This is a genomic window from Frigoribacterium sp. PhB107, from assembly GCF_003751515.1.
Lineage (GTDB): Bacteria > Actinomycetota > Actinomycetes > Actinomycetales > Microbacteriaceae > Frigoribacterium.
In genome coordinates this window covers 1-18,320 of record NZ_RJKU01000004.1, presented here as the reverse complement: position 1 = coordinate 18,320, position 18,320 = coordinate 1, and the positions used below count along the sequence as shown (strand labels likewise).

General features: G+C 73.2%; 17 protein-coding genes and 1 tRNA gene. 3 read left to right on the top strand and 15 right to left on the bottom strand.

Features of this window, described 5'->3' with window-relative positions; translation table 11 throughout:
* Nucleotides 1-51: 51 nt before the first annotated feature.
* From EDF18_RS16680 to obgE, 10 genes are all read right to left on the bottom strand, one after another.
* Nucleotides 52-774, bottom strand: coding sequence for a general stress protein (locus EDF18_RS16680; RefSeq protein WP_233569197.1), 723 nt, complete (start codon nucleotides 772-774; stop codon nucleotides 52-54).
* Between the two features lie 335 nt (nucleotides 775-1,109).
* Nucleotides 1,110-1,185 (bottom strand) — tRNA-Ala (locus tag EDF18_RS14855).
* Nucleotides 1,186-1,302: 117 nt separating this feature from the next.
* On the bottom strand, nucleotides 1,303-2,010 hold the full coding sequence (locus tag EDF18_RS14850; RefSeq protein ID WP_123548627.1) for an AAA family ATPase: 708 nt from the start codon (nucleotides 2,008-2,010) through the stop codon (nucleotides 1,303-1,305).
* A 68-nt stretch (nucleotides 2,011-2,078) separates the two neighbouring features.
* Nucleotides 2,079-2,486 (bottom strand): ribosome silencing factor, encoded by a 408-nt coding sequence (gene rsfS / locus EDF18_RS14845; protein WP_123548626.1) that lies wholly within the window; start codon nucleotides 2,484-2,486, stop codon nucleotides 2,079-2,081.
* Nucleotides 2,487-2,531: 45 nt separating this feature from the next.
* On the bottom strand, nucleotides 2,532-3,758 hold the full coding sequence (locus EDF18_RS14840) for a hypothetical protein (protein ID WP_123548625.1): 1,227 nt from the start codon (nucleotides 3,756-3,758) through the stop codon (nucleotides 2,532-2,534).
* On the bottom strand, nucleotides 3,755-4,390 hold the full coding sequence (nadD, locus tag EDF18_RS14835) for a nicotinate-nucleotide adenylyltransferase (RefSeq protein WP_123548624.1): 636 nt from the start codon (nucleotides 4,388-4,390) through the stop codon (nucleotides 3,755-3,757). Before nadD ends, EDF18_RS14840 begins: the two co-directional genes overlap by 4 nt.
* Nucleotides 4,391-4,407: 17 nt before the next feature.
* A complete protein-coding gene (locus EDF18_RS14830; protein WP_123548623.1) occupies nucleotides 4,408-4,626 on the bottom strand; it encodes a hypothetical protein in 219 nt (72 codons plus the stop codon).
* Nucleotides 4,627-4,660: 34 nt separating this feature from the next.
* Nucleotides 4,661-5,941 carry a glutamate-5-semialdehyde dehydrogenase gene (locus tag EDF18_RS14825; protein WP_123548622.1) on the bottom strand — a complete coding sequence of 427 codons (1,281 nt, stop codon included), beginning with the start codon at nucleotides 5,939-5,941 and terminating at the stop codon, nucleotides 4,661-4,663.
* 45 nt (nucleotides 5,942-5,986) lie between these two features.
* Entirely contained in the window at nucleotides 5,987-6,823 is an 837-nt protein-coding gene (gene proB / locus EDF18_RS14820; protein ID WP_123548621.1) for a glutamate 5-kinase, read from the bottom strand.
* Nucleotides 6,820-8,355: a GTPase ObgE gene (gene obgE, locus EDF18_RS14815; RefSeq protein ID WP_123548620.1), complete on the bottom strand. Its 1,536-nt coding sequence runs from the start codon at nucleotides 8,353-8,355 to the stop codon at nucleotides 6,820-6,822. The genes proB and obgE overlap by 4 nt, the downstream gene beginning before the upstream one ends.
* Nucleotides 8,356-8,607: 252 nt before the next feature.
* Here obgE and EDF18_RS14810 point away from each other — a divergent pair, with 252 nt between their 5' ends.
* A complete protein-coding gene (locus tag EDF18_RS14810) occupies nucleotides 8,608-8,880 on the top strand; it encodes a DUF4031 domain-containing protein (protein ID WP_123548619.1) in 273 nt (90 codons plus the stop codon).
* A 19-nt stretch (nucleotides 8,881-8,899) separates the two neighbouring features.
* On the opposite strand, the gene EDF18_RS14805 is transcribed toward EDF18_RS14810, so the two are convergent.
* From EDF18_RS14805 to EDF18_RS14785, 5 genes are read right to left on the bottom strand one after another with little or no spacing between them, the layout of a single operon-like run.
* Nucleotides 8,900-10,306, bottom strand: a complete 1,407-nt coding sequence (locus EDF18_RS14805) for a hypothetical protein (RefSeq protein WP_123548618.1) — start codon at nucleotides 10,304-10,306, stop codon at nucleotides 8,900-8,902.
* On the bottom strand, nucleotides 10,287-11,198 hold the full coding sequence (locus EDF18_RS14800; protein WP_233569196.1) for a TIGR03943 family protein: 912 nt from the start codon (nucleotides 11,196-11,198) through the stop codon (nucleotides 10,287-10,289). The genes EDF18_RS14805 and EDF18_RS14800 overlap by 20 nt, the downstream gene beginning before the upstream one ends.
* On the bottom strand, nucleotides 11,191-12,246 hold the full coding sequence (locus tag EDF18_RS14795) for a permease (RefSeq protein WP_233569195.1): 1,056 nt from the start codon (nucleotides 12,244-12,246) through the stop codon (nucleotides 11,191-11,193). The genes EDF18_RS14800 and EDF18_RS14795 overlap by 8 nt, the downstream gene beginning before the upstream one ends.
* Before the next feature lie 58 nt (nucleotides 12,247-12,304).
* On the bottom strand, nucleotides 12,305-13,126 hold the full coding sequence (locus EDF18_RS14790; RefSeq protein ID WP_148050108.1) for a hypothetical protein: 822 nt from the start codon (nucleotides 13,124-13,126) through the stop codon (nucleotides 12,305-12,307).
* Between the two features lie 18 nt (nucleotides 13,127-13,144).
* A complete protein-coding gene (locus tag EDF18_RS14785) occupies nucleotides 13,145-16,051 on the bottom strand; it encodes an Rne/Rng family ribonuclease (RefSeq protein WP_123548616.1) in 2,907 nt (968 codons plus the stop codon).
* Between the two features lie 442 nt (nucleotides 16,052-16,493).
* Here EDF18_RS14785 and EDF18_RS14780 point away from each other — a divergent pair, with 442 nt between their 5' ends.
* Both EDF18_RS14780 and EDF18_RS14775 read left to right on the top strand, forming a co-directional pair.
* A complete protein-coding gene (locus EDF18_RS14780) occupies nucleotides 16,494-17,126 on the top strand; it encodes a vitamin K epoxide reductase family protein (protein WP_233569194.1) in 633 nt (210 codons plus the stop codon).
* 16 nt (nucleotides 17,127-17,142) lie between these two features.
* Nucleotides 17,143-18,120: a thioredoxin domain-containing protein gene (locus EDF18_RS14775; RefSeq protein WP_123548614.1), complete on the top strand. Its 978-nt coding sequence runs from the start codon at nucleotides 17,143-17,145 to the stop codon at nucleotides 18,118-18,120.
* Nucleotides 18,121-18,320: the final 200 nt, after the last annotated feature.

Sequence of the window (18,320 nt, the reverse complement as noted above, 5' to 3'; positions counted from 1 at the left end):
GCCCCGCAGATGCGGGGCCCTTCGTCGTCGGTGCACTTCCGGAGGCTGTTGCTAGCCGACCTTGCGACCCTGCGCGAGCACCTGGTGGGCGCGGGCGGAGAGCTCGCCACGGACGAGCACCTCGTAGCGGCCCGCCTCCATCGTCTTGACCGAGGCGAAGTCGCGACGACCACGCGTGGCGGCGTGGCCGACCGCGCCCCACAGGGCGCCCCACAGGGCACCGGCGCCGAGGGCGATGAGCAGGACGCCGATGAACGCGACGCCCGGGGCGAAGATGCTGAAGAGCAGGCCGAGCAGGAGCCCGAACCACGCACCGCCCGCGGCACCGCGCGCCGCGGCCTTGCCGGTGGTCAGGCGGCCGGCGACGTTCTCGACCGTGCGGATGTCGTGGCCGACGATCGACACGCTCTCGACGGGGAAGCCCTCGTCGCTGAGCAGGTCGACGGCGGACTGCGCGTCTTCGTACCGCGTGAAGGTCGCCAGCGTCTGGGGGTGGCCCTCGCCGGCGAAGGCGCCGATGCCCTTGGGGCCGGGGGCGCCGGTCGTGGGCGACGACGCGGGCGCGGCCTGCTGCGGGGCACCGTAGGGCGAGCCCTGCTGAGGGGCGCCGGAGGCGACCGGCTGCTGCTCGGACGGCGCGGCGGCACCACCCGCGGGCGTCGGGGCGTACTCGCCGTACGCAGGACGGGGGCGGTCCGCACCCGTCGGCGTCCCGGAGGCGCGGGTCGCGTCGTCGTCGGGGGCGGGGGTCTGGCCGTGCTGCTCGTTGCTCATGCATGATGTCTACCGCGTCCGCCGCCCGCGTGGAGCCGATGCACAGCGCACGTCCAGACGGTCGGGGCTCTCTGCGGGGGCCGACCCGCGCCTCCTGCGCTCTCGCCTGCTCGGCCCTGTCTGGCCTTGCCCCTCATGATCCAGGAGGTGGACCCGGCCGACTCCTGCATCGTGCGCAGCTCAGGACCCGTAGTCCTGCACGACGCAGAGTCAGGCCTCACGTTCCTGAATCGCGGAATACACAGGAACCGTCAGCACAGCAGTCGGCGGCTCAGCAGCGGAACGAAGAATGGCCCCACCCGGAGGTGAGGCCATCTCTACTGTTGTCTTTCTTCTGGTGGATCTGAGGGGACTCGAACCCCTGACCCCCTGCATGCCATGCAGGTGCGCTACCAGCTGCGCCACAGACCCAGATGATGTTGCCGTCTTGCTCGTGTTCCGCTGCCGAAGCAACTCGTCAACCTTACTACAGAATCCAGTGGCGCAAGTACACCCGCCGCCGGGGCACTCATCGCACTGCGTCGTGCCTCAGAGATGCCGCAGGTACCGCCCAGGCTCGTCGAGGAACGCCCGCCAGTGCTGCACGAGGTCGAGCTCGCCCCAGGTCGTCCGCTCGATGCCCCGCTCGCCGAGCTGCAGCACCGACGAGCCGGGCAGGGCCGTGAGCACGGGCGAGTGGGTCGCGCAGACGACCTGCCCGCCGGCGTCGGCGACGTCGGCCAGCGTGCCCATCAGCTGGAGGCAGGCCGTGAACGACAGGGCCGCCTCGGGCTCGTCGAGCAGGTACAGCCCCTTCTCGGCGAGCCGGGCATCGAAGGCGTGCAGGAAGCTCTCGCCGTGGCTCACGTCGTGGAACCCCGGGTCGCGCTTCTCGTACCGCGCGAACATGTCCAGCGCCGTCTCGGACCGGAGGAAGTATCCCTTCGCCTTGCGGCCGACCATGCGGCTGCCCGTCGGCGTGCGTCCGAGCTCGAGCACGGCACCCAGCTCGGACGGCTCGAGCTCGGACGACCACCTGCCGTGCGAGCGACCGCCGCGGACGTCGGCACCCCACGCCTCGGCGAGGGCCTCGACGATCGTCGACTTGCCGCTGCCGTTCTCGCCGACGAGGAAGGTGACGGGCGCGTCGAGGGACACGCCCGAGCCGACGAGCGCGGCGACGGCCGGGACGGTGAACGGCCACTCGACCGGGTCGGCGACGAGCGCCTCCGGCACGCGGACCCGGTCGATGATCATGACGTCAGGGTCGCTCGGACCACCGACGTCGCGGACGTCATCGACGTCCGGAGACGCGAGGTGCGGGCCTAGGCCTCGGAGGAGGCCGGAGCCGAGGCGGCCTCGGCGGAGGAGGCGGTCACCACGTCGAGCGGGATCGCCGGGCAGTCGCTCCACAGGCGCTCGAGCGAGTAGTACTGGCGGTCTTCGTCGTGGAAGACGTGGACGACGACGTCGCCGAAGTCGAGGAGGATCCAACGGCCCTCGGCGCGGCCTTCACGGCGCAGGGTGCGGGCGCCGGCCTCGAGCATCTTGTCCTCGATCTCGCCGGCGATCGCGACGACGTTGCGCTCGCTGCGGCCGGAGGCCAGGAGGAAGATGTCGGTGAGGGCCAGCGGCTCGGAGACGTCGAGCGCGACGAGGTCGTCGGCCTGCTTGTCGTCGGCGGCGCGGGCTGCGATCTGCAGGAGCTCGATGGCACGAGGGGTGGCTGTCACGGATTCCTTCGGGGTGGGTCGCCCCGGGACGGGACGACGGCGGCGTCAACCGCCGAGGATGCCCGTGGCGAACCCGGCGATGACGACACCGATGATACCTGCTCCGAGGACGCCCCCGCCGATCCCGAGGATCAGGGGCAGCTTGCTGGAGGCGGGCTGTGAGGCCGCGAGGACGACCGACCGCGTCGACGTGTGGGTGCTGATGGCCCGGCTGGCCCGGACGGGAGCCGCGTCGGTCTCGGCGCTCTCGGCGTCGCCCTGCTCGAGCAGGCGGTCGATGTCGGAGTTGTCGATGCGGGCCTGCGACCCCGTGGCGCCCAGGCTGCGGGGCAGGTCGATCGAGCCCGTGATGATGATCTCGCCGGTCGCGTTGAGCGCTCCGGTGACGTCCGCGACCTGCTGGTCGGTGAGGATGAGCGCGTTCGTCTGGCCGGTGTGGGTGCCGAGGGCACGACCGGGGGCCGTGTCGTCGTCGGGCTCGTCCGACTGGGTCGTCCAGTGGCCGACGGGCGGCACGAAGCCGCTCGGCTCGGGGACGGACGCGGGCGCGGGCTCGGCGACGGCTGCCGCTGCGGGCGACCCTGTGCCGTCGGGGGCGGCGGCCGACCCGCCGCCGTCGGGGGTCGAGGCCGAGCCGGGACGCGAGCCGCTGAGGTCGAGGGGGAAGACGGAGGGCGCAGAGGTGGGCGCGACCGCAGGCCCGGTGGGCGAGGCAGTCGGCTGCCCCGTGCGGCGCGGGCCGGGCGCGCGCCCGTCGTCGTCGCTGTCCGCGGCGACGCTCGGCACGACGGACGAGTCGTCGCCGACCGGCTGCCGCGCGCTGGCAGGGGCGCTCTCGTCGAGCGGCGCCACGATCTCGTCGACCGTGCTGAGCGCGTCGACCAAGCGGCGACGCGGCTCGGGGCCGGGGGCCTGGAGCGGGACGGGCGCCGACGGCCCCGTCTGCTCGGCGCGCTGGGCCCGCATCTGGCGTCGGGTGAGCCCGTCGGGCCCGGCGACGGAAGCCGGAGGAGGCGTGGGGGCCGAGGCGGGGACCGGTGCCGCGGCCGGGGCCGGGGCCGGGGCGCCTGCAGCCTGCGGGGCCGAGGCCGGCACGGGCGTGGCGGGCACCGGCGTCGACGTGGGGACCGGGGCGGCTGCGGACGCGGGCGTCGAGCCCGAGGCGGGTGCGCCTCCTGCGGTGCCCTCGGCGACGGCGCGGCCTGCCTCGCGGGCACGTTCGCGCTCGCGGATCTGGCGCCGGGTCAGCGGCTGCTCGTCGGACGTGCTCATGCGTTGCTCCGATACAGGTGGTGCTTGGAGATGTACTGGACGACCCCGTCGGGGACCAGGTACCACACCGGGAAGCCGCGGCCCACCCGAGCGCGGCAGTCGGTCGACGAGATGGCGAGGGCGGGGACTTCGAGCAAGCTTACGTCGCTCTCCGGGAGGCCGCCGACGCTGAGGTCGTGGCCCGGACGGGTCACGGCGACGAAGTGCGCGAGGTCCCAGAGCTCTCTCACGTCTTTCCAGTCGAGGATCTGCGCGACGGCGTCGGCCCCGGTGATGAAGAAGAGCTCGGAGTCGGGTCGCTGGGCCCGGATGTCGCGGAGGGTGTCGATCGTGTAGGTGGGGCCGTCACGGTCGATGTCGACCCGGCTCACGGTGAACATCGGGTTGGAGGCGGTGGCCACGACCGTCATCAGGTAGCGGTGCTCGCTGTCGCTGACGCCCGATTTCATGTAGGGCTGGCCCGTGGGCACGAACAGGACCTCGTCGAGGTGGAACGACTGCGCGACCTCGCTCGCGGCGACGAGGTGACCGTGGTGGATCGGGTCGAACGTGCCGCCCATGATGCCCACGCGGGGTCGACGACCGGTGACGAACGCCCCGGGGGTGCTCGTCGCAGGCGTCGTGCCGACCATTCTGCGGTGCCGCCGGGTCAGTGCTGCTCGGGGTGCCCGAACTCGTCGATCGGCCCGGCGTGGTGCGCCTGCGTCGACGCCTTGCGGGGCGAGCGGTTCGCGACGTCGCGGTAGCTCCACACGACGAAGCCGAGGAACAGGAAGAACAGGCCGAAGGTGGCGGCGATGACGACGGGGGGCGCGATCAGCGGCGCGAGGTCTTCGTGGGCTGCGGCCAGGAGGGCGACGTCGAGCATGGGTTCTCCGTTCCGAGGGGCGATCCCCGACAGTCTAGCCGCGCGGCCGGGCCTGGCCGCGCACCTGGCCCTGCCCTCGAACGACCCACTTCGTGCTGGTGAGCTCCGGCAGCCCCATCGGCCCCCGGGCGTGCAGCTTCTGCGTCGAGATCCCGACCTCGGCGCCGAAGCCGAACTCGCCCCCGTCGGTGAACCGGGTCGAGGCGTTGACCATGACGACCGCGCTGTCCACCTCGTGCAGGAACCGCTCGGCGACCGCGTGGTCGTTCGTCAGGATCGACTCGGTGTGGTGCGTCGACCAGCGCGCGATGTGCGCCATGGCCTCGTCGACGTCGGCCACGACGCGCACGGCCAGGTCGAGGCTCATGTACTCGGCGGCCCAGTCGGCGTCCGTCGCGGGGACCGCGTCGGGGAACGTCCGGACGACGCGCTCGTCGCCGTGCACCGTCACGCCGGAGGCGCGGAGGGCCCCCAGCACCGGCGGCAGCAGGCGGTCGGCCGCGTCCGCGTGCACGAGCAGGGTCTCGAGCGCGTTGCAGACGCTCGGCCGGCTGACCTTGGCGTCGACGACGACGTCGACGGCCATCTCCTCGTCGGCGGACGCGTCGAGGAACACGTGCACCACGCCCGCCCCGGTCTCGATCACGGGGACGGTCGACTCACGCACGACGGTCTCGATCAGCTCGGCGCTGCCGCGCGGCACGAGGACGTCGACGAGCCCGCGAGCCCGCATCAGCTCGGCGGCCCCGGCCCGGCCGTGCTCGTCGACCGTGACGACCGCGTCGGCGGGCAGCCCCGAGGCGACCAGCGCCTCCTGCACGACGGCGACGAGCACCTGGTTCGTCTCGCGCGCCGCGCTGCCGCCCCGCAGCACCGCCGCGTTGCCGCTCTTGAGCGCGAGCGCGGCGATGTCGACCGTCACGTTCGGGCGGGCCTCGTAGATGACCCCGACGACGCCGAACGGCACGCGGACCTGGTCGAGCCGCAGGCCGTTGGGCAGGACCCGGCCCCGGATGCTCTCGCCGACCGGGTCGACTAGGCCGGCGACGAGCCGCACGGCGTCGGCCAGCGCCTCCAGCCGGGCGGCGTCGAGGCGGAGGCGGTCGCGCAGGGCGTCGCCGCCCCCCTCGTCGAGCGCCCGCGCCAGGTCGAGCTCGTTCGCGGCCACGATGCGCGGGCCCTCGGCGACGAGGGCACCGGCGACGGCGTGCAGCGCGGCGTCCTTCTCGGCGGCGGTGAGGGTCGCGAGACGGACGGACGCCGCCTTCGCGGCGCGCAGGGTCTCGGTGAACGACGGGGCGACGACGGACGACATCCCAGGAGCCTACGGCGACGGGCTCGCCGTCGCGTCGGGGGCGTGTCAGCGGCGGGGCGCCGCCGAGAAGAAGGTCCCCACCGACGCACCGGACAGGGCCGCGGCGACGTTCGCCGCCGAGGTGACGAGCACGGGGGTGCCGGCCGCGGCCGCGTAGCGCGCGGCGGCCACCTTCGTGCCTGCTCCCCCGGTGCCGACCCCGGCCGCGCCTGCGTCGCCGAAGGTCACCCCGGCCAGGTCGTCGCCGTGGGGCACGTCGTCGATGCGCACGGCGCCCGGTTCGTGCGGCGGGCGGGTGTAGAGCGCATCGACGTCGCTGAGCAGCACGAGCACGTCCGCGCCGATCAGCTCGGAGACGAGGGCGGCGAGGCGGTCGTTGTCGCCGAAGCGGATCTCCTGCGTGGCGACGGTGTCGTTCTCGTTGACGATGGGGAGGATGCCGAGCTCGAGGAGGCGCCCCATCGCCCGCTGCGCGTTGCTGCGCGGCGTCGGGTCGGCCATGTCGCCGGCCGTGAGCAGCACCTGCCCAGCGACGATGTCGTGCCGACGGAGGCTCTGCTGGTACCGGTAGATGAGCACGTTCTGGCCCACTGCCGCGGCTGCCTGCTGCGTCGCGAGGTCGGTCGGCCGCGAGTCGAGCCGCAGGTGCGGCATCCCGGTCGCGATGGCGCCGGACGAGACGAGCACCACCTCGGCGCCGCGGGCGTGGGCGCCGGCGAGGGCGTCGACGAGCGGCTCGATCTGGTGCGCTGCGGCGCCGCTGATCGACGACGACCCCACCTTGACGACGATGCGCCGGGCACGGGCGATGTCGCCCCGGGCGGCGACGACCGGGTCGCCGCCGGCGTGCGGCAGGGCCTCGACGGGACCGTCGGTGCTCATTCCTGCTCGTCGCCCTCCTTGACGAGGAAGCCCTCGTCGTCGGTCCAGAGACCGGCAGCTCGCTCGCGCTGCAGCTCGGCCCGGGCCTCGGCCTTGGCGTCCATGCGCTCGAAGTAGTCCTCGCGGCGCTGGTTGCGGGTCGGGCGGTCGTTCTTGATCAGGCGCGGGTCCGTGCCGCGGGCCGAGGTCATCAGCTCGGCGGTGGAGGTCAGCGTCGGCTCCCAGTCGAAGACGATGCCGCCCTCGGGACCGATGACGACGGTCGAGCCGGCCTGCGCACCCGCCTTGAACAGGGCGTCCTCGATGCCGATGGCGTTGAGCCGGTCGGCGAGGTAGCCCACCGCCTCCTCGTTGTTGAACTGGGTCTGCACGACCCAGCGCTCGGGCTTCTGGCCGAGGATGCGGTAGACGTTGCCGTACGTGCCGCCCTCGACCTTGATGACGAACGGCTTCTCGTTGACAGCGCGGGGGCGCATGACGAGACGAGGAGGCGCGGGCCGGGCCGCGATCTCGGCGCGGCTCTGCTCGACGACCTCGGCGAGGGCGAAGGAGAGGTTGCGGAGGCCCTCGTGGCTGACGGCCGAGATCTCGAAGACGCGGTAGCCGCGGGCCTCGAGCTCGGGCGTGACGAAGTCGGCGAGCTCGCGGCCGTCGGGGACGTCGACCTTGTTCAGCGCGATCAGCTGGGGGCGCTCGAGCAGGGGCGTCTGCCCCTCGGGCACCGGGTACGCCTCGAGCTCGCGGCGGATGATCTCGAGATCGGTCAGCGGGTCGCGGCCGGGCTCGAGCGTGGCGCAGTCGAGCACGTGCAGCAGGGCCGAGCAGCGCTCGACGTGGCGGAGGAACTCGAGCCCGAGGCCCTTGCCCTCGCTCGCGCCCTCGATCAGGCCGGGCACGTCGGCGACCGTGTAGCGGGTCTCGCCCGACTCGACGACGCCGAGGTTCGGGTGCAGGGTCGTGAAGGGGTAGTCGGCGATCTTCGGCTTGGCGGCCGAGAGCGCGGCGACGAGGCTCGACTTGCCTGCCGACGGGTAGCCCACGAGCGCGATGTCGGCGACGACCTTCAGCTCGAGCAGCACGTCGCCCTGCCAGCCGGGCGTGCCCAGCAGCGCGAAGCCGGGGGCCTTGCGCTTGGTCGACGAGAGCGCGGCGTTGCCGAGCCCGCCGATGCCGGCCTCGGCGATGACGTAGCGCATGCCGTGCTCGGTCATGTCGATCAGCTCGTCGCCGTCCACCGTCTTGACGACCGTGCCGAGCGGGACCGCGAGCTCGAGCTCCTGGCCCTGGGTGCCGCTGCGGTGGTCGCCCATGCCGGGGCCGCCGTTGTCGCTCGAGCGGTGCGGCGCGCGGTGGAACCCGAGCAGCGTGGTCACACCGGCGTCGGCGACGAGCACGATGTCGCCGCCGTTGCCGCCGTTGCCCCCGTCGGGGCCGGCGAGGGGCTTGAACTTCTCGCGCTTGACGGAGACGCAGCCGTTGCCCCCGTTGCCTGCTCGCAGGTGGAGGGTCACGTGGTCGACGAATGTGGCCATGTATCGATCTCTTCTAGCTCTGGTGCCGGCGCGCGCTGCCCCGGGTCTGTCGCGCACGGGCGACCGGTGTCGGGCCGTGCGGTGGTGCCTCGCCGTCGGCGGACGGAGGCGACGATGGTGTCCCGACAGGCCCTGTGGCCTCGCGGGCTCCCGCGGAGCCGGGCGCACCTGGGCCGGGTGAGCACCAACTTGTGATGATACAGGGCCGGTCGGAGGCGGTCAACGCGACGGCCGCCCGACTAGCATCGGCGCGTGACCATCCTGATCGACGAGCCGATCTGGCCCGCCCACGACACCGTCTGGGCCCACCTGGTCAGCGACGCGTCGTACGACGAGCTGCACGCCTTCGCCGCCGCCCAGGACATTCCCCGACGGGGCTTCGACCACGACCACTACGACGTGCCGGAGTCGCGCTGGCACGACCTCGTCGCCGCCGGGGCCGAGCCGGTCACCGGTCTCGACCTCGCACGACGGCTCGAGCGCAGCGGCCTGCGCGTCTCGCAGCGGGTCAAGCGGGGGCTCTGACCTCAGCCGCTCCTCCTGCTCACCAGGCCGCAGCGTGGCCCGTGAAGCTCGCGACGACGGCCCCGGTCTCGACGTCGACGACCGTCGTGGTCGTCCCCTGCGGCACCGGGTCGATCGTGTAGCTGTAGTCGGTGGAGTCGTCCGCCGAGGCGGTCTCGACGGCCAGGTACTGCCCGTTCGGCGAGACCGAGAACCCCTCGATCTGCGACGACTCGCCCGCGGGGCGGAACAGCACCCGCGCCTCCTGCTCGTCGTCGAACACGATCAGGTTCGTGAAGCTGGCCCCGCCGTCGGCCGGCACGGCCACCTGCTGCACGTACTCGGTCGCGGCGACGGCGACGAGGTCGCCCCGGTAGGGCGTGCCGCCGTCGACCGCCGAGAACGGGATCGGCGTCTGCTCCCCCGTCGCCAGGTCGACGCGGAACGCCTGGAGCGCCGTGGCCGCCACGATGCCCCGGCCGTCGAGCGAGACGCCCTGCAGGGCGACGAACGTGCCGAGGGGACGAGGAGGCGCGGTGCCGGTCAGGTCGTAGACGGCCACCTGCTCGTCGCCCGCCTGGGCGACGAGGCTCGCCTGGCCCGGGACGACCGCCCAGTCGAGCACCGACACGGGCTGGCCGGAGAGGGACAGGACGGGGGCGACGGCGCGCTGGCCCTGGAGGGGCAGCGTGTAGAGCAGCTCCTGCTCGGAGCCCTGGGGCCGCCAGGAGAACGCCAGCGTGGTCGTGGCGGCGTCCGCGCCCAGCTGCGTGATCAGCCCCGTCCCGTCGGGCAGCGGCAGGGTCTCCGCGGCGACGCCGTCGTCGGACACGAGGCTCAGGGTCGACTGCTCGCCGTCGTCGGTCACGACCGCGACGGCCGTGTCGAAGGCCTCGAAGGCCTGGATCCGGGGGGCCGACCAGACCGCGGTCCGGTCGCCGCCTCCCAGGAGGGAGGCTCGTTCGAGGACGTCGTCGGTTCCCTCGGCGCCGTGGACGACGCGCCAGGTCACGGCCGGGTCGGTGCTGAAGGTCGTGCGGAGCGTCGCGTCGCGAGCCTGGTAGACGCTCGAGACGCCCTGCACCGTGACGGTGTAGTCGGTGCCGTAGCGGAGCCGGTCCGCGAACTCGACCGCGACGACGTCGCCCGACGTCTGCACTCGGAAGTCGGCGACGGGCGAGATGGTCACCTGCTCGGGGTCGACGTGCGCCACGGGCTGGTTGGCGAACAGGCGCAGCTGCTGGCCCGACCGGTCGACGACGGCCGTCGTGTCGACCTGGACGTCGGTCAGCTTGGGCCCCTGCAGGTGCGTGAGGACGCCGAACACCGTGCAGACGAGCGCGAGCGCGACGACGAGCGCGACGAAGCGACGCCGCTGCCGGGCGTGCCGGTCCGCCTCGTCGAGATCGCCGTCGGCCGCCCAGAGATCAGTAGAGGTAGGGGTCACTCGGCTGGCCGACCTTCTCGAGCTCGTCGGGCACCAGGGCGATCGGGTCGCTCGACGTGCGGCTCGGGTTCGTCTGGAAGCCGCCGGAGACGTCGAGCCACTCGTCGGCCGACACCTGGCTGCGCCAGTCGACGAGGTGCACCGGCACGCCCACCGGCTGCGCGTCGACGGCGCAGCAGGTGACGACGAAGCGGGACACGTAGAACACGTCGGGATCGTCGCCGGCCGGGACGACGAAGCCGACCACGTCGGCGGTCTTGCCCTCGAAGAACGACAGGTCGCTGGTCTGCCGCAGCAGCCCCGCCCAGTCGAGCACCGAGAACGCCGCGTAGGCGTCGGCGTCCGCGGACGCGGCGTCCTCGACGCTCGTGCCGGCGAGGGAGGCGGTGGACGAGTTCACGTCGCGCTGGCCGGCCGTCGCGCTCGTCAGCGTCGCGGGCGGGAGGACGACGAGCGACACGGCGACGGCGGTGGTGACGAGCGCGCCTCCGGCGACGGCGGCCGTGCGGGCGGCGGCACGTCCACGACGGCGGCGGCGGGGACGCTCGGCCGGGGCACGGAGCTCGTCCGCGTGTGCGTCGTGGTGGTGGCCGTCGTGGCCGTGCCCGTCGTCCTCGGCTCCCGCGTCGCGGGACGACGGCGCGAGGACGAGCACGCCGAGCGAGAGCACCATGCCGATCGCGATCATGATCACGGTGAACACCACGTAGCGCGGGTGGATGTAGAGCACGAGCTGGCCCGTCGCCGACAGCCACAGTGTCGAGGTGCCGACCACGAGGGTCAGGAGCACGCCCTGCCAGCGATCGGCGAGGCGCGAGACGGCGTCGAGGCGGAGCGGCGTGCGGGCAGCGCCGGGAGCGCGCGTGGAGTCGCGCGGGGAGGAGTCAGGCAAAGTAGTTCACCACCAGTCCGATGGCGGCGCTGGTCAGCGCCACCACGAGGGTCAGCTGCGCGAGGGTGCGCGGTCGGTACGTCGTGCGGAGCAGGGCCAGCATCTTGACGTCGATGATCGGCCCGAAGACGAGGAACGCCGCGATGCCGCCGGGCATGAAGGTCGACGCGAAGGGCAGCACGAAGAACGCGTCGACGTTGGAGCAGAGCGAGATGACGAAGGCCAGGACCATCATCGCGAGCACCGACCAGACGGGGTTGCTGCCCAGGGTGACGAGCACCGAGCGCGGCACCGCGGTCTGGATGCCGCCGGCCACGGCGGCGCCGATGAACAGGGCCGGCATCATGGTCGACATCTCACGACGGAACAGCTCGACGCTCTCGCGCAGCTTCGAGGCGCCGCTGTGGCCGTGCTCCTGGGGCAGCGCGCACTCGGCCGCGAACGAGCGGGTGAGCAGGCTCTCGGGGTCGGGGTGGCGGCTGTAGAGCCAGCCGATCAGGTTCGCGATGAGGAACCCGCCCGCCAGCCGGGCGACGAGGATGCCGTCGCTCCAGCCGAACGCCTGGTGCGTCGTGATGATCGTGATCGGGTTGAGGATCGGGGCGGCCAGCAGGAACGTCATCGACTCGGAGACGGTGAAGCCCTTGAGGACCAGCCCCCGCGCCAGGGGCACGTTGCCGCACTCGCAGACCGGCAGGAACATGCCGAGGAACGAGATGACGGCCCGGCGCAGCAGCGGCTGTCGAGGCAGCCACGAGGTGAAGAACGCCTGGGGCAGCCAGACCTGCACGATGATCGACAGGACGATGCCCAGCAGCACGAACGGCACCGACTCGACGATCACGCTGATGGTGAGGGTGACGAAGTCCTGGAGCGTGTCGGGCAGCAGCTGCGAGCCGAGCGCCGGGCTGGCGACGCGCACCACGAGCAGCACCGCCGCGATGCCGATCCCGACCGCGAGCAGCGGTCCGCGCCTCGACCGGCGGGCAGGGGCGTGCTCGTGGGCAGCTCGGCGGAGGGCGTCGCGTTCGCGGAGGGGCGCGCTCACCGGTCGTCCCCGTCGGCGGCGGCCCGGCGGAGGACGTCGCGTTCGCGGAGGGAGGCGCTCACCGGTCGTCCCCGTCGGCGGCGGGGGGCGCGAAGCGCGACCAGTCGTCGGCGGCGGAGGCGCTCCGAGGAGGCGTGGGCCGGGTCGCGGGGGCAGGCTCGCGTGCCGTGTCGTGGACGCGTCCCCGGGGGCCGGCCGGCGCCTCCTCGACGGTCGGGACCTCGACGGGGGCAGGGTGGGGCTCGACCTGGTCGGCGGCGGGCATCTCGTCGCCGCCGGACTCGACGTCGACCGGGTCGCCCGGGATCGTCGCCGCACGGGACGCGTGCCACGCGAGCACCACGCCGACGAGCAGCAGCGCCGTGTCGACGACGCCCGCGGCGAAGGGGATGGTCGTGAGGTAGAGCGCGAGGTTGACCCAGGTGCCCCCGCTCAGCGACGCCGCCACCCCGGGCACGATGCCGACCAGGGCCAGGGCGACGGTGCCCGCGGCACCGGCGACGAGACCGTTGCGCAGCGCCCGGGGCAGCGACAGACCGGCGTCGACGGGGCGCACGAGCAGCAGGACGACGAACGCGACGAGGTAGAACGGGAACGGGTAGAGCACGAAGCTGCCGAGGAACTGGCCGACCGGCGTCGCCGTGAAGTCGCTCGGCCAGGGCGTCACCGAGTAGCCGAGCGCCGAGCCGACGAGCGCCGCGAGGCCCAGTGCGAACCGTGCGACGAGCACGACTCCGAGGGCGGTCGCGGCGGAGAGGAGGCGGCTCCGGCCCCGGTCGGACCGCAGGCCTCGGACCTCGGAGGCCGCCCGGCGCACGAACACCGCAGCCCGACGGGACGACCGGTCGGTCGCCGCGCCGGGCTGCGGTGTCGAAGTCACTCCGTCACCCTAGACGAGTCACAGTTCGTCGGAGCTGACCCCCACGCCGAGGATGAACGGTCCGCCCTCGGCCTGCTCGGACGCGTCCGACGACGCGGCTGCCGTCGTCGTGCCCGAGCTCGAGGCCCGGCGCGAACGGCCGCGGCCCTGTCCGGGCTGCTTGGGCTCGGGCAGCGCGCCGAGCACGCTGTCGAGGATCTGCTCGGCGTCGTGCGTGCTCATCTTGCGCGGCTCGCGACGGGTCGCGGCCACCGGGATGTCGAGGATCGCGACGGACGCCTCGGGGGTGACCGTGGCGGTCGACGCCGCACGGCGGCTGCCGCGCTTCGCCGGGGCCGCGGGCTCGGCGGCTGCGGCCGGCTGCTGCGCCGCCGCGGGGGCGACGTCGGCAGCCGGGGCCTCGACGACGGGTGCCGACGTCGGCGCCTCGGCGACCGGGGCCGTCTCGCGGGCCGACTGGTCGTCGGCCTGCGCGTCGCGCTGTCGTCCGCCCTGCTGGCCGCCCTGCTGCTCGCCCTGCTCGGCGTCGCGCGACCGCGAGCCACGACGGCCCTTGCGGCCGCCACGGCTGCGACGCGGCTCGTCGGACGAGTCGTCCTGGGCCTCGTCGGCTCGCGTGGACGACACCGAGGCCGCGGCGGCGTCGATGGCCGCCTCGACCGCGGCCGCCGCCGTGGCGGCGCTGTCGCTGTCGGCCGGCCGGTCGCCGTCCTCGGCGTGCGCGATGGTCGACGCCGCGATGCGCGAGAGCGCGTTCTTCACGTCGTCGGTGATGGCGTGCGTGCCGGTCGTCGGGTGTGCCGACGAGCCCGCCTGGCCGCCCTGGCCGCGGCCCTGACCGCCGGAGGCGCCCGCCGCGCCGCCCTGCTTGCCGGCCTGGGCTCCGCCACGGCGGCGCTGCTCCTGGCCCTTGCGGGGCTGCTGCTCCTGCACGCGTGCGGCGCTGCCTGCCTCGGCGAACGACTCGGCCAGGCCGAGGCCGAGCTTCTTGCGCGTCATCTGCACGAGGCCGAGCGAGGTGACCTCGGCGACCTGGTGCTTGGTCCGGTCGCGGCTGAGGCACTCGACCAGCCGGCGGAGCACGAGGTCGCGGTTCGACTCGAGGACCATGTCGATGAAGTCGACGACGATGATGCCGCCGATGTCGCGGAGGCGCAGCTGGCGGACGATCTCCTCCGCGGCCTCGAGGTTGTTCTTCGTGACCGTCTCCTCGAGGTTGCCCCCGGAGCCGACGAACTTGCCCGTGTTGACGTCGACGACCGTCATGGCCTCGGTGCGGTCGATGACGAGCGAGCCGCCGGAGGGCAGCCAGACCTTGCGGTCGAGCGCCTTCTCGATCTGCTCGTTGAGGCGGTGCTCGTCGAACGCGTCGCGGTCGCCCTCGTAGCGCTTCACGCGGTCGAGCAGGTCGGGCGCGACGGCCGACAGGTACGACTGGAGGGTGTCGTAGGCGTCGTCGCCGTCGATGACGAGCTCGTGGAAGTCCTCGTTGAAGACGTCACGCACGATCTTGATCAGCAGGTCGGGCTCCGAGTGCAGCTGCGCGGGGGCGTTGCCGGCCTCGACCTTGCTGCTGATGTCGGCCCACTGGTTCGTGAGGCGCGTGATGTCGAGGGTGAGCTGCTCCTCCGTGGTGCCCTCGGCCGCGGTGCGGACGATGACTCCCGCGTTCTCGGGCAGCGCCTCCTTCAGGATCTTCTTGAGGCGCGCGCGCTCGGTGTCGGGGAGCTTGCGGCTGATGCCGTTCATCGAGCCGTTGGGCACGTAGACGAGGTAGCGGCCGGGCAGCGAGATCTGGCTGGTGAGACGGGCGCCCTTGTGGCCCACCGGGTCCTTCGTGACCTGGACGAGGACGCGGTCGCCGGGCTTGAGCGCGAGCTCGATGCGGCGGGGCTGGTTGCCGTTCGACAGCGAGTCCCAGTCGACCTCGCCCGAGTACAGCACGGCGTTGCGGCCGCGTCCGATGTCGACGAACGCCGCCTCCATGCTCGGCAGCACGTTCTGGACGCGACCGAGGTAGACGTTGCCGATCAGCGAGACGTTCTGCGCCTTGGCGACGTAGTGCTCGGCGAGGGTGCCGTCCTCCATGACGCCGATCTCGATGCGGTCGCCCGACGAGCGGACGATCATCTTGCGGTCGACGCTCTCGCGGCGGGCCAGGAACTCGGCCTCGGTGATGACGGTGCGTCGGCGGCCGGCGTCACGGCCGTCGCGGCGGCGCTGCTTCTTGGCCTCGAGACGGGTCGAGCCCTTGATGCGCTGCGGCTCGGTGATGAGCTCGACCTGGCGCTGCGGGCGCTCGCGACGGTCGCCGCGGTCGCCGCCCTGGCGCTGCTCGGAGTCGCGCTCTTCCCTGTCCTGCGAGCGGCCGCGCTGGCGACGGCGGGAGGTGCCGCGCTGCGGCTCGTCGAGGTCGTCGTCGTCGCGGTCGTCGTCACGCTGGTCGCGGTCGTCGTCGTCACGGTCGTCCCACTCGTCGTCGTGGCGACGACGCCCCGGCCGGGCCGGCAGGGGGAGGATCTCGGGCGCGTGGAAGATCAGGCTCGTCGTGGTGAGCTGGGCCGGGATGGGACCCGACTCGGCCGCGGAGACGTCGCCCGCGTCGTCGGCCGGGGCCTCGGCACGCGGCGGCGCGACGGCGGCGATGTCGGCCTGGACGGCCTCGGTGTCGACGACGGCCTCGGGCTGGGCGGGGCGGGCGGTGTCGATGCTGGTGCTGCTGGTCGCGGCCTCGGCCCCGACCTCCTTCTCGGTGGTCACGGGGGAAGCCTCCTGGGCGTCGTCGTTCCGGTCGTGGGGGGCGGTGCCGAGCGCGCGGCGCGCGGTCGTCGCCGGTGCGGGCACCTGGCGCGACAGGAGCCCGGCGAACAGGCCCCTCTTCTTCTTCGGCTGGCCGTCTCTGTCGTTGTCGTTCTTGTCCACCACTGCTGGTGTGCTCCTCGACCCGCCGTCGGCATCGCCGTCGCCGGGTGGTCTCGTGTCGTGGCCGGGAGGCGCCGTGCACCTGCCTGCGGCCACCGCGCCCTCTCACGGCGCGCATCGTCAGCGACGTCGCGTTCGGTCAGCCGGAGCCGGCGCCCGTCTCTGCGGGCGTCTCCCCGGATGTCGTTCGTCGACGTCAGGTTCTTCGTTGCTCTGTCCGGAACTGGCTGTCCGGCGGTGGGCGACTGCGCCCTGGCCCGGATCTAGCTGCCACCTGACGGTGCCCGCCCGCGAGGACGGCCACTCGTGGAGGCCGACCTGCCGACGGCCCCGCGGTGCAGCACGGCCCGGAAAGTCTTGATCCCGGGACTCACGCCCCGCGACTGGCTCGATTATCGCACGCCTCACCCGGGACCACGATCGGGACGGTGAGATGATCGTCGTCGTGACCGAGCAGAGAGCGCCTCAGCGCACCCACCCGTCGACGGGGCGACCCGTCGTCGTCCCGGCCGTCCTCCTGGTGATCGTCGGGCTCGTGGGGCTGCTCGGGTCGTTCGCGCTGACCGTCGACAAGTTCCGGCTGCTCGAGGACCCGACGGCCTCGCTCGGCTGCGACGTCAACCCGTTCGTCGGCTGCTCGCCCGTCATCAACAGCTGGCAGGCCTCGCTGTTCGGCTTCCCCAACCCGATCCTCGGCCTCGTCGGGTTCGCGGCCCCCGTCGCCGTGGGCGTCGGGCTGCTCGCCGGCGCACGGTTCGCCCGGTGGTTCTGGGTCGCCTTCACGGTGGGCGTGTTCCTGGCCTGGGCGTTCGTCACGTGGCTGTTCACCCAGACGGTGTTCGTCATCGGGGCCCTCTGCCCGTGGTGCATGCTCGTCTGGTCGGTGACCATCCCGCTCTTCTGGATCCTGCTGGTGTGGGGCCTCGCGCGCGGCGTGACCGTGCCGCACGGGCGGCTCCAGCGGGCCGCCGCGGCGTTCCTGCCGTTCTCCTGGATCCTGCCCGTGCTGAACTACGTCGTCGTCGCCACGGTGATCGTCGTGCAGTTCCCGCTCCTCCTGCCCACACTGCTCCGCTGAGCCGCTCAGCCTCCCCATGGGGAGGTACGAGAAGGTCGACGAGGCCACCGACACCGACGAGCGAGGAACCATGACGCCACCAGCCGGACCAGGAGAGACCAAGCGCGAGCGACGGGAGTCCGCCCGCGAGAAGGCGCGCGTCACGCGTGAGGCGGAGGCCAAGCGCCGACGCCGCAACAAGTGGGCCCTGCAGGGCGGCCTCGTGGTGGGCGTGCTCGCGATCCTCGCCGTCGTGGCACTGGTGATCACGCGATCGCTCGCGCCCGCCGGCCCCGGCCCCCTGAACATGGCCAGCGACGGCATCGTGCTCTCGGGCGACGGCACGACCGTCTCCGCCGTCACGACGGACGCCACGCCCGCCGACGGCTCCCCCACGCCGTCCGCGGCCGGCACGGCCGAGAAGCCGAGCATCGTCGTCTACCTCGACTACATGTGCCCCTACTGCGGCCAGTTCGACACCACGAACGCCGAGCAGCTCGAGACCTGGGTCACCCAGGGCGCGGCCGACCTCGAGATCCACCCCCTCGGGTTCCTCGACAACGCGAGCCTCGGGTCGAAGTACTCGACCCGGTCGGCGAACGCCCTCGCCTGCGTCGCGAACTACCAGCCCGACACGGCGCTCGACGTCAACACCGCCCTGTTCGCGCAGCAGCCGACCGAGAACACGACCGGCCTGACGAACGACGAGCTGGTGACGCTGGTCCAGGGCGCCGGCGCCGACGACCCTGCCGTCGCCTCCTGCATCACCGACGGCGAGTTCACCGACTGGGTCGCGTCCGCGACCGAGCGCGCGCTGAACGACCCGCTGCCGAACTCCGACCTCGCGGCGGTGTCCGCGACGCCGACCGTGCTGGTCAACGGCCAGCAATACCAGGGCTCGCCCACCGACGCCGCCGCGTTCGCGCAGTTCGTGGCCGAGGTCGCCGGTGGCCAGCCGACCGGCGACACGAGCACGGGCGAGCTGCCCGGGTCGACGGCCACGCCGACCCCCTGAGCGACGCCCGGTCCTGAACGACGAAGGAGGGGCGGGGGGGGGGGGGGGGGGGGGGGGCCCCCCCCCCCCCGGGGGGGGGGGGGGGGGGGGGGGGCGCGCCCCCCCCGCGACCGGGCCCGCACCTCCTCGTCTCAGCCCTTGACCGCCCCCGAGGTCAGCCCGGAGACGATCGAGCGGCGGAAGATCAGCACCAGGATCAC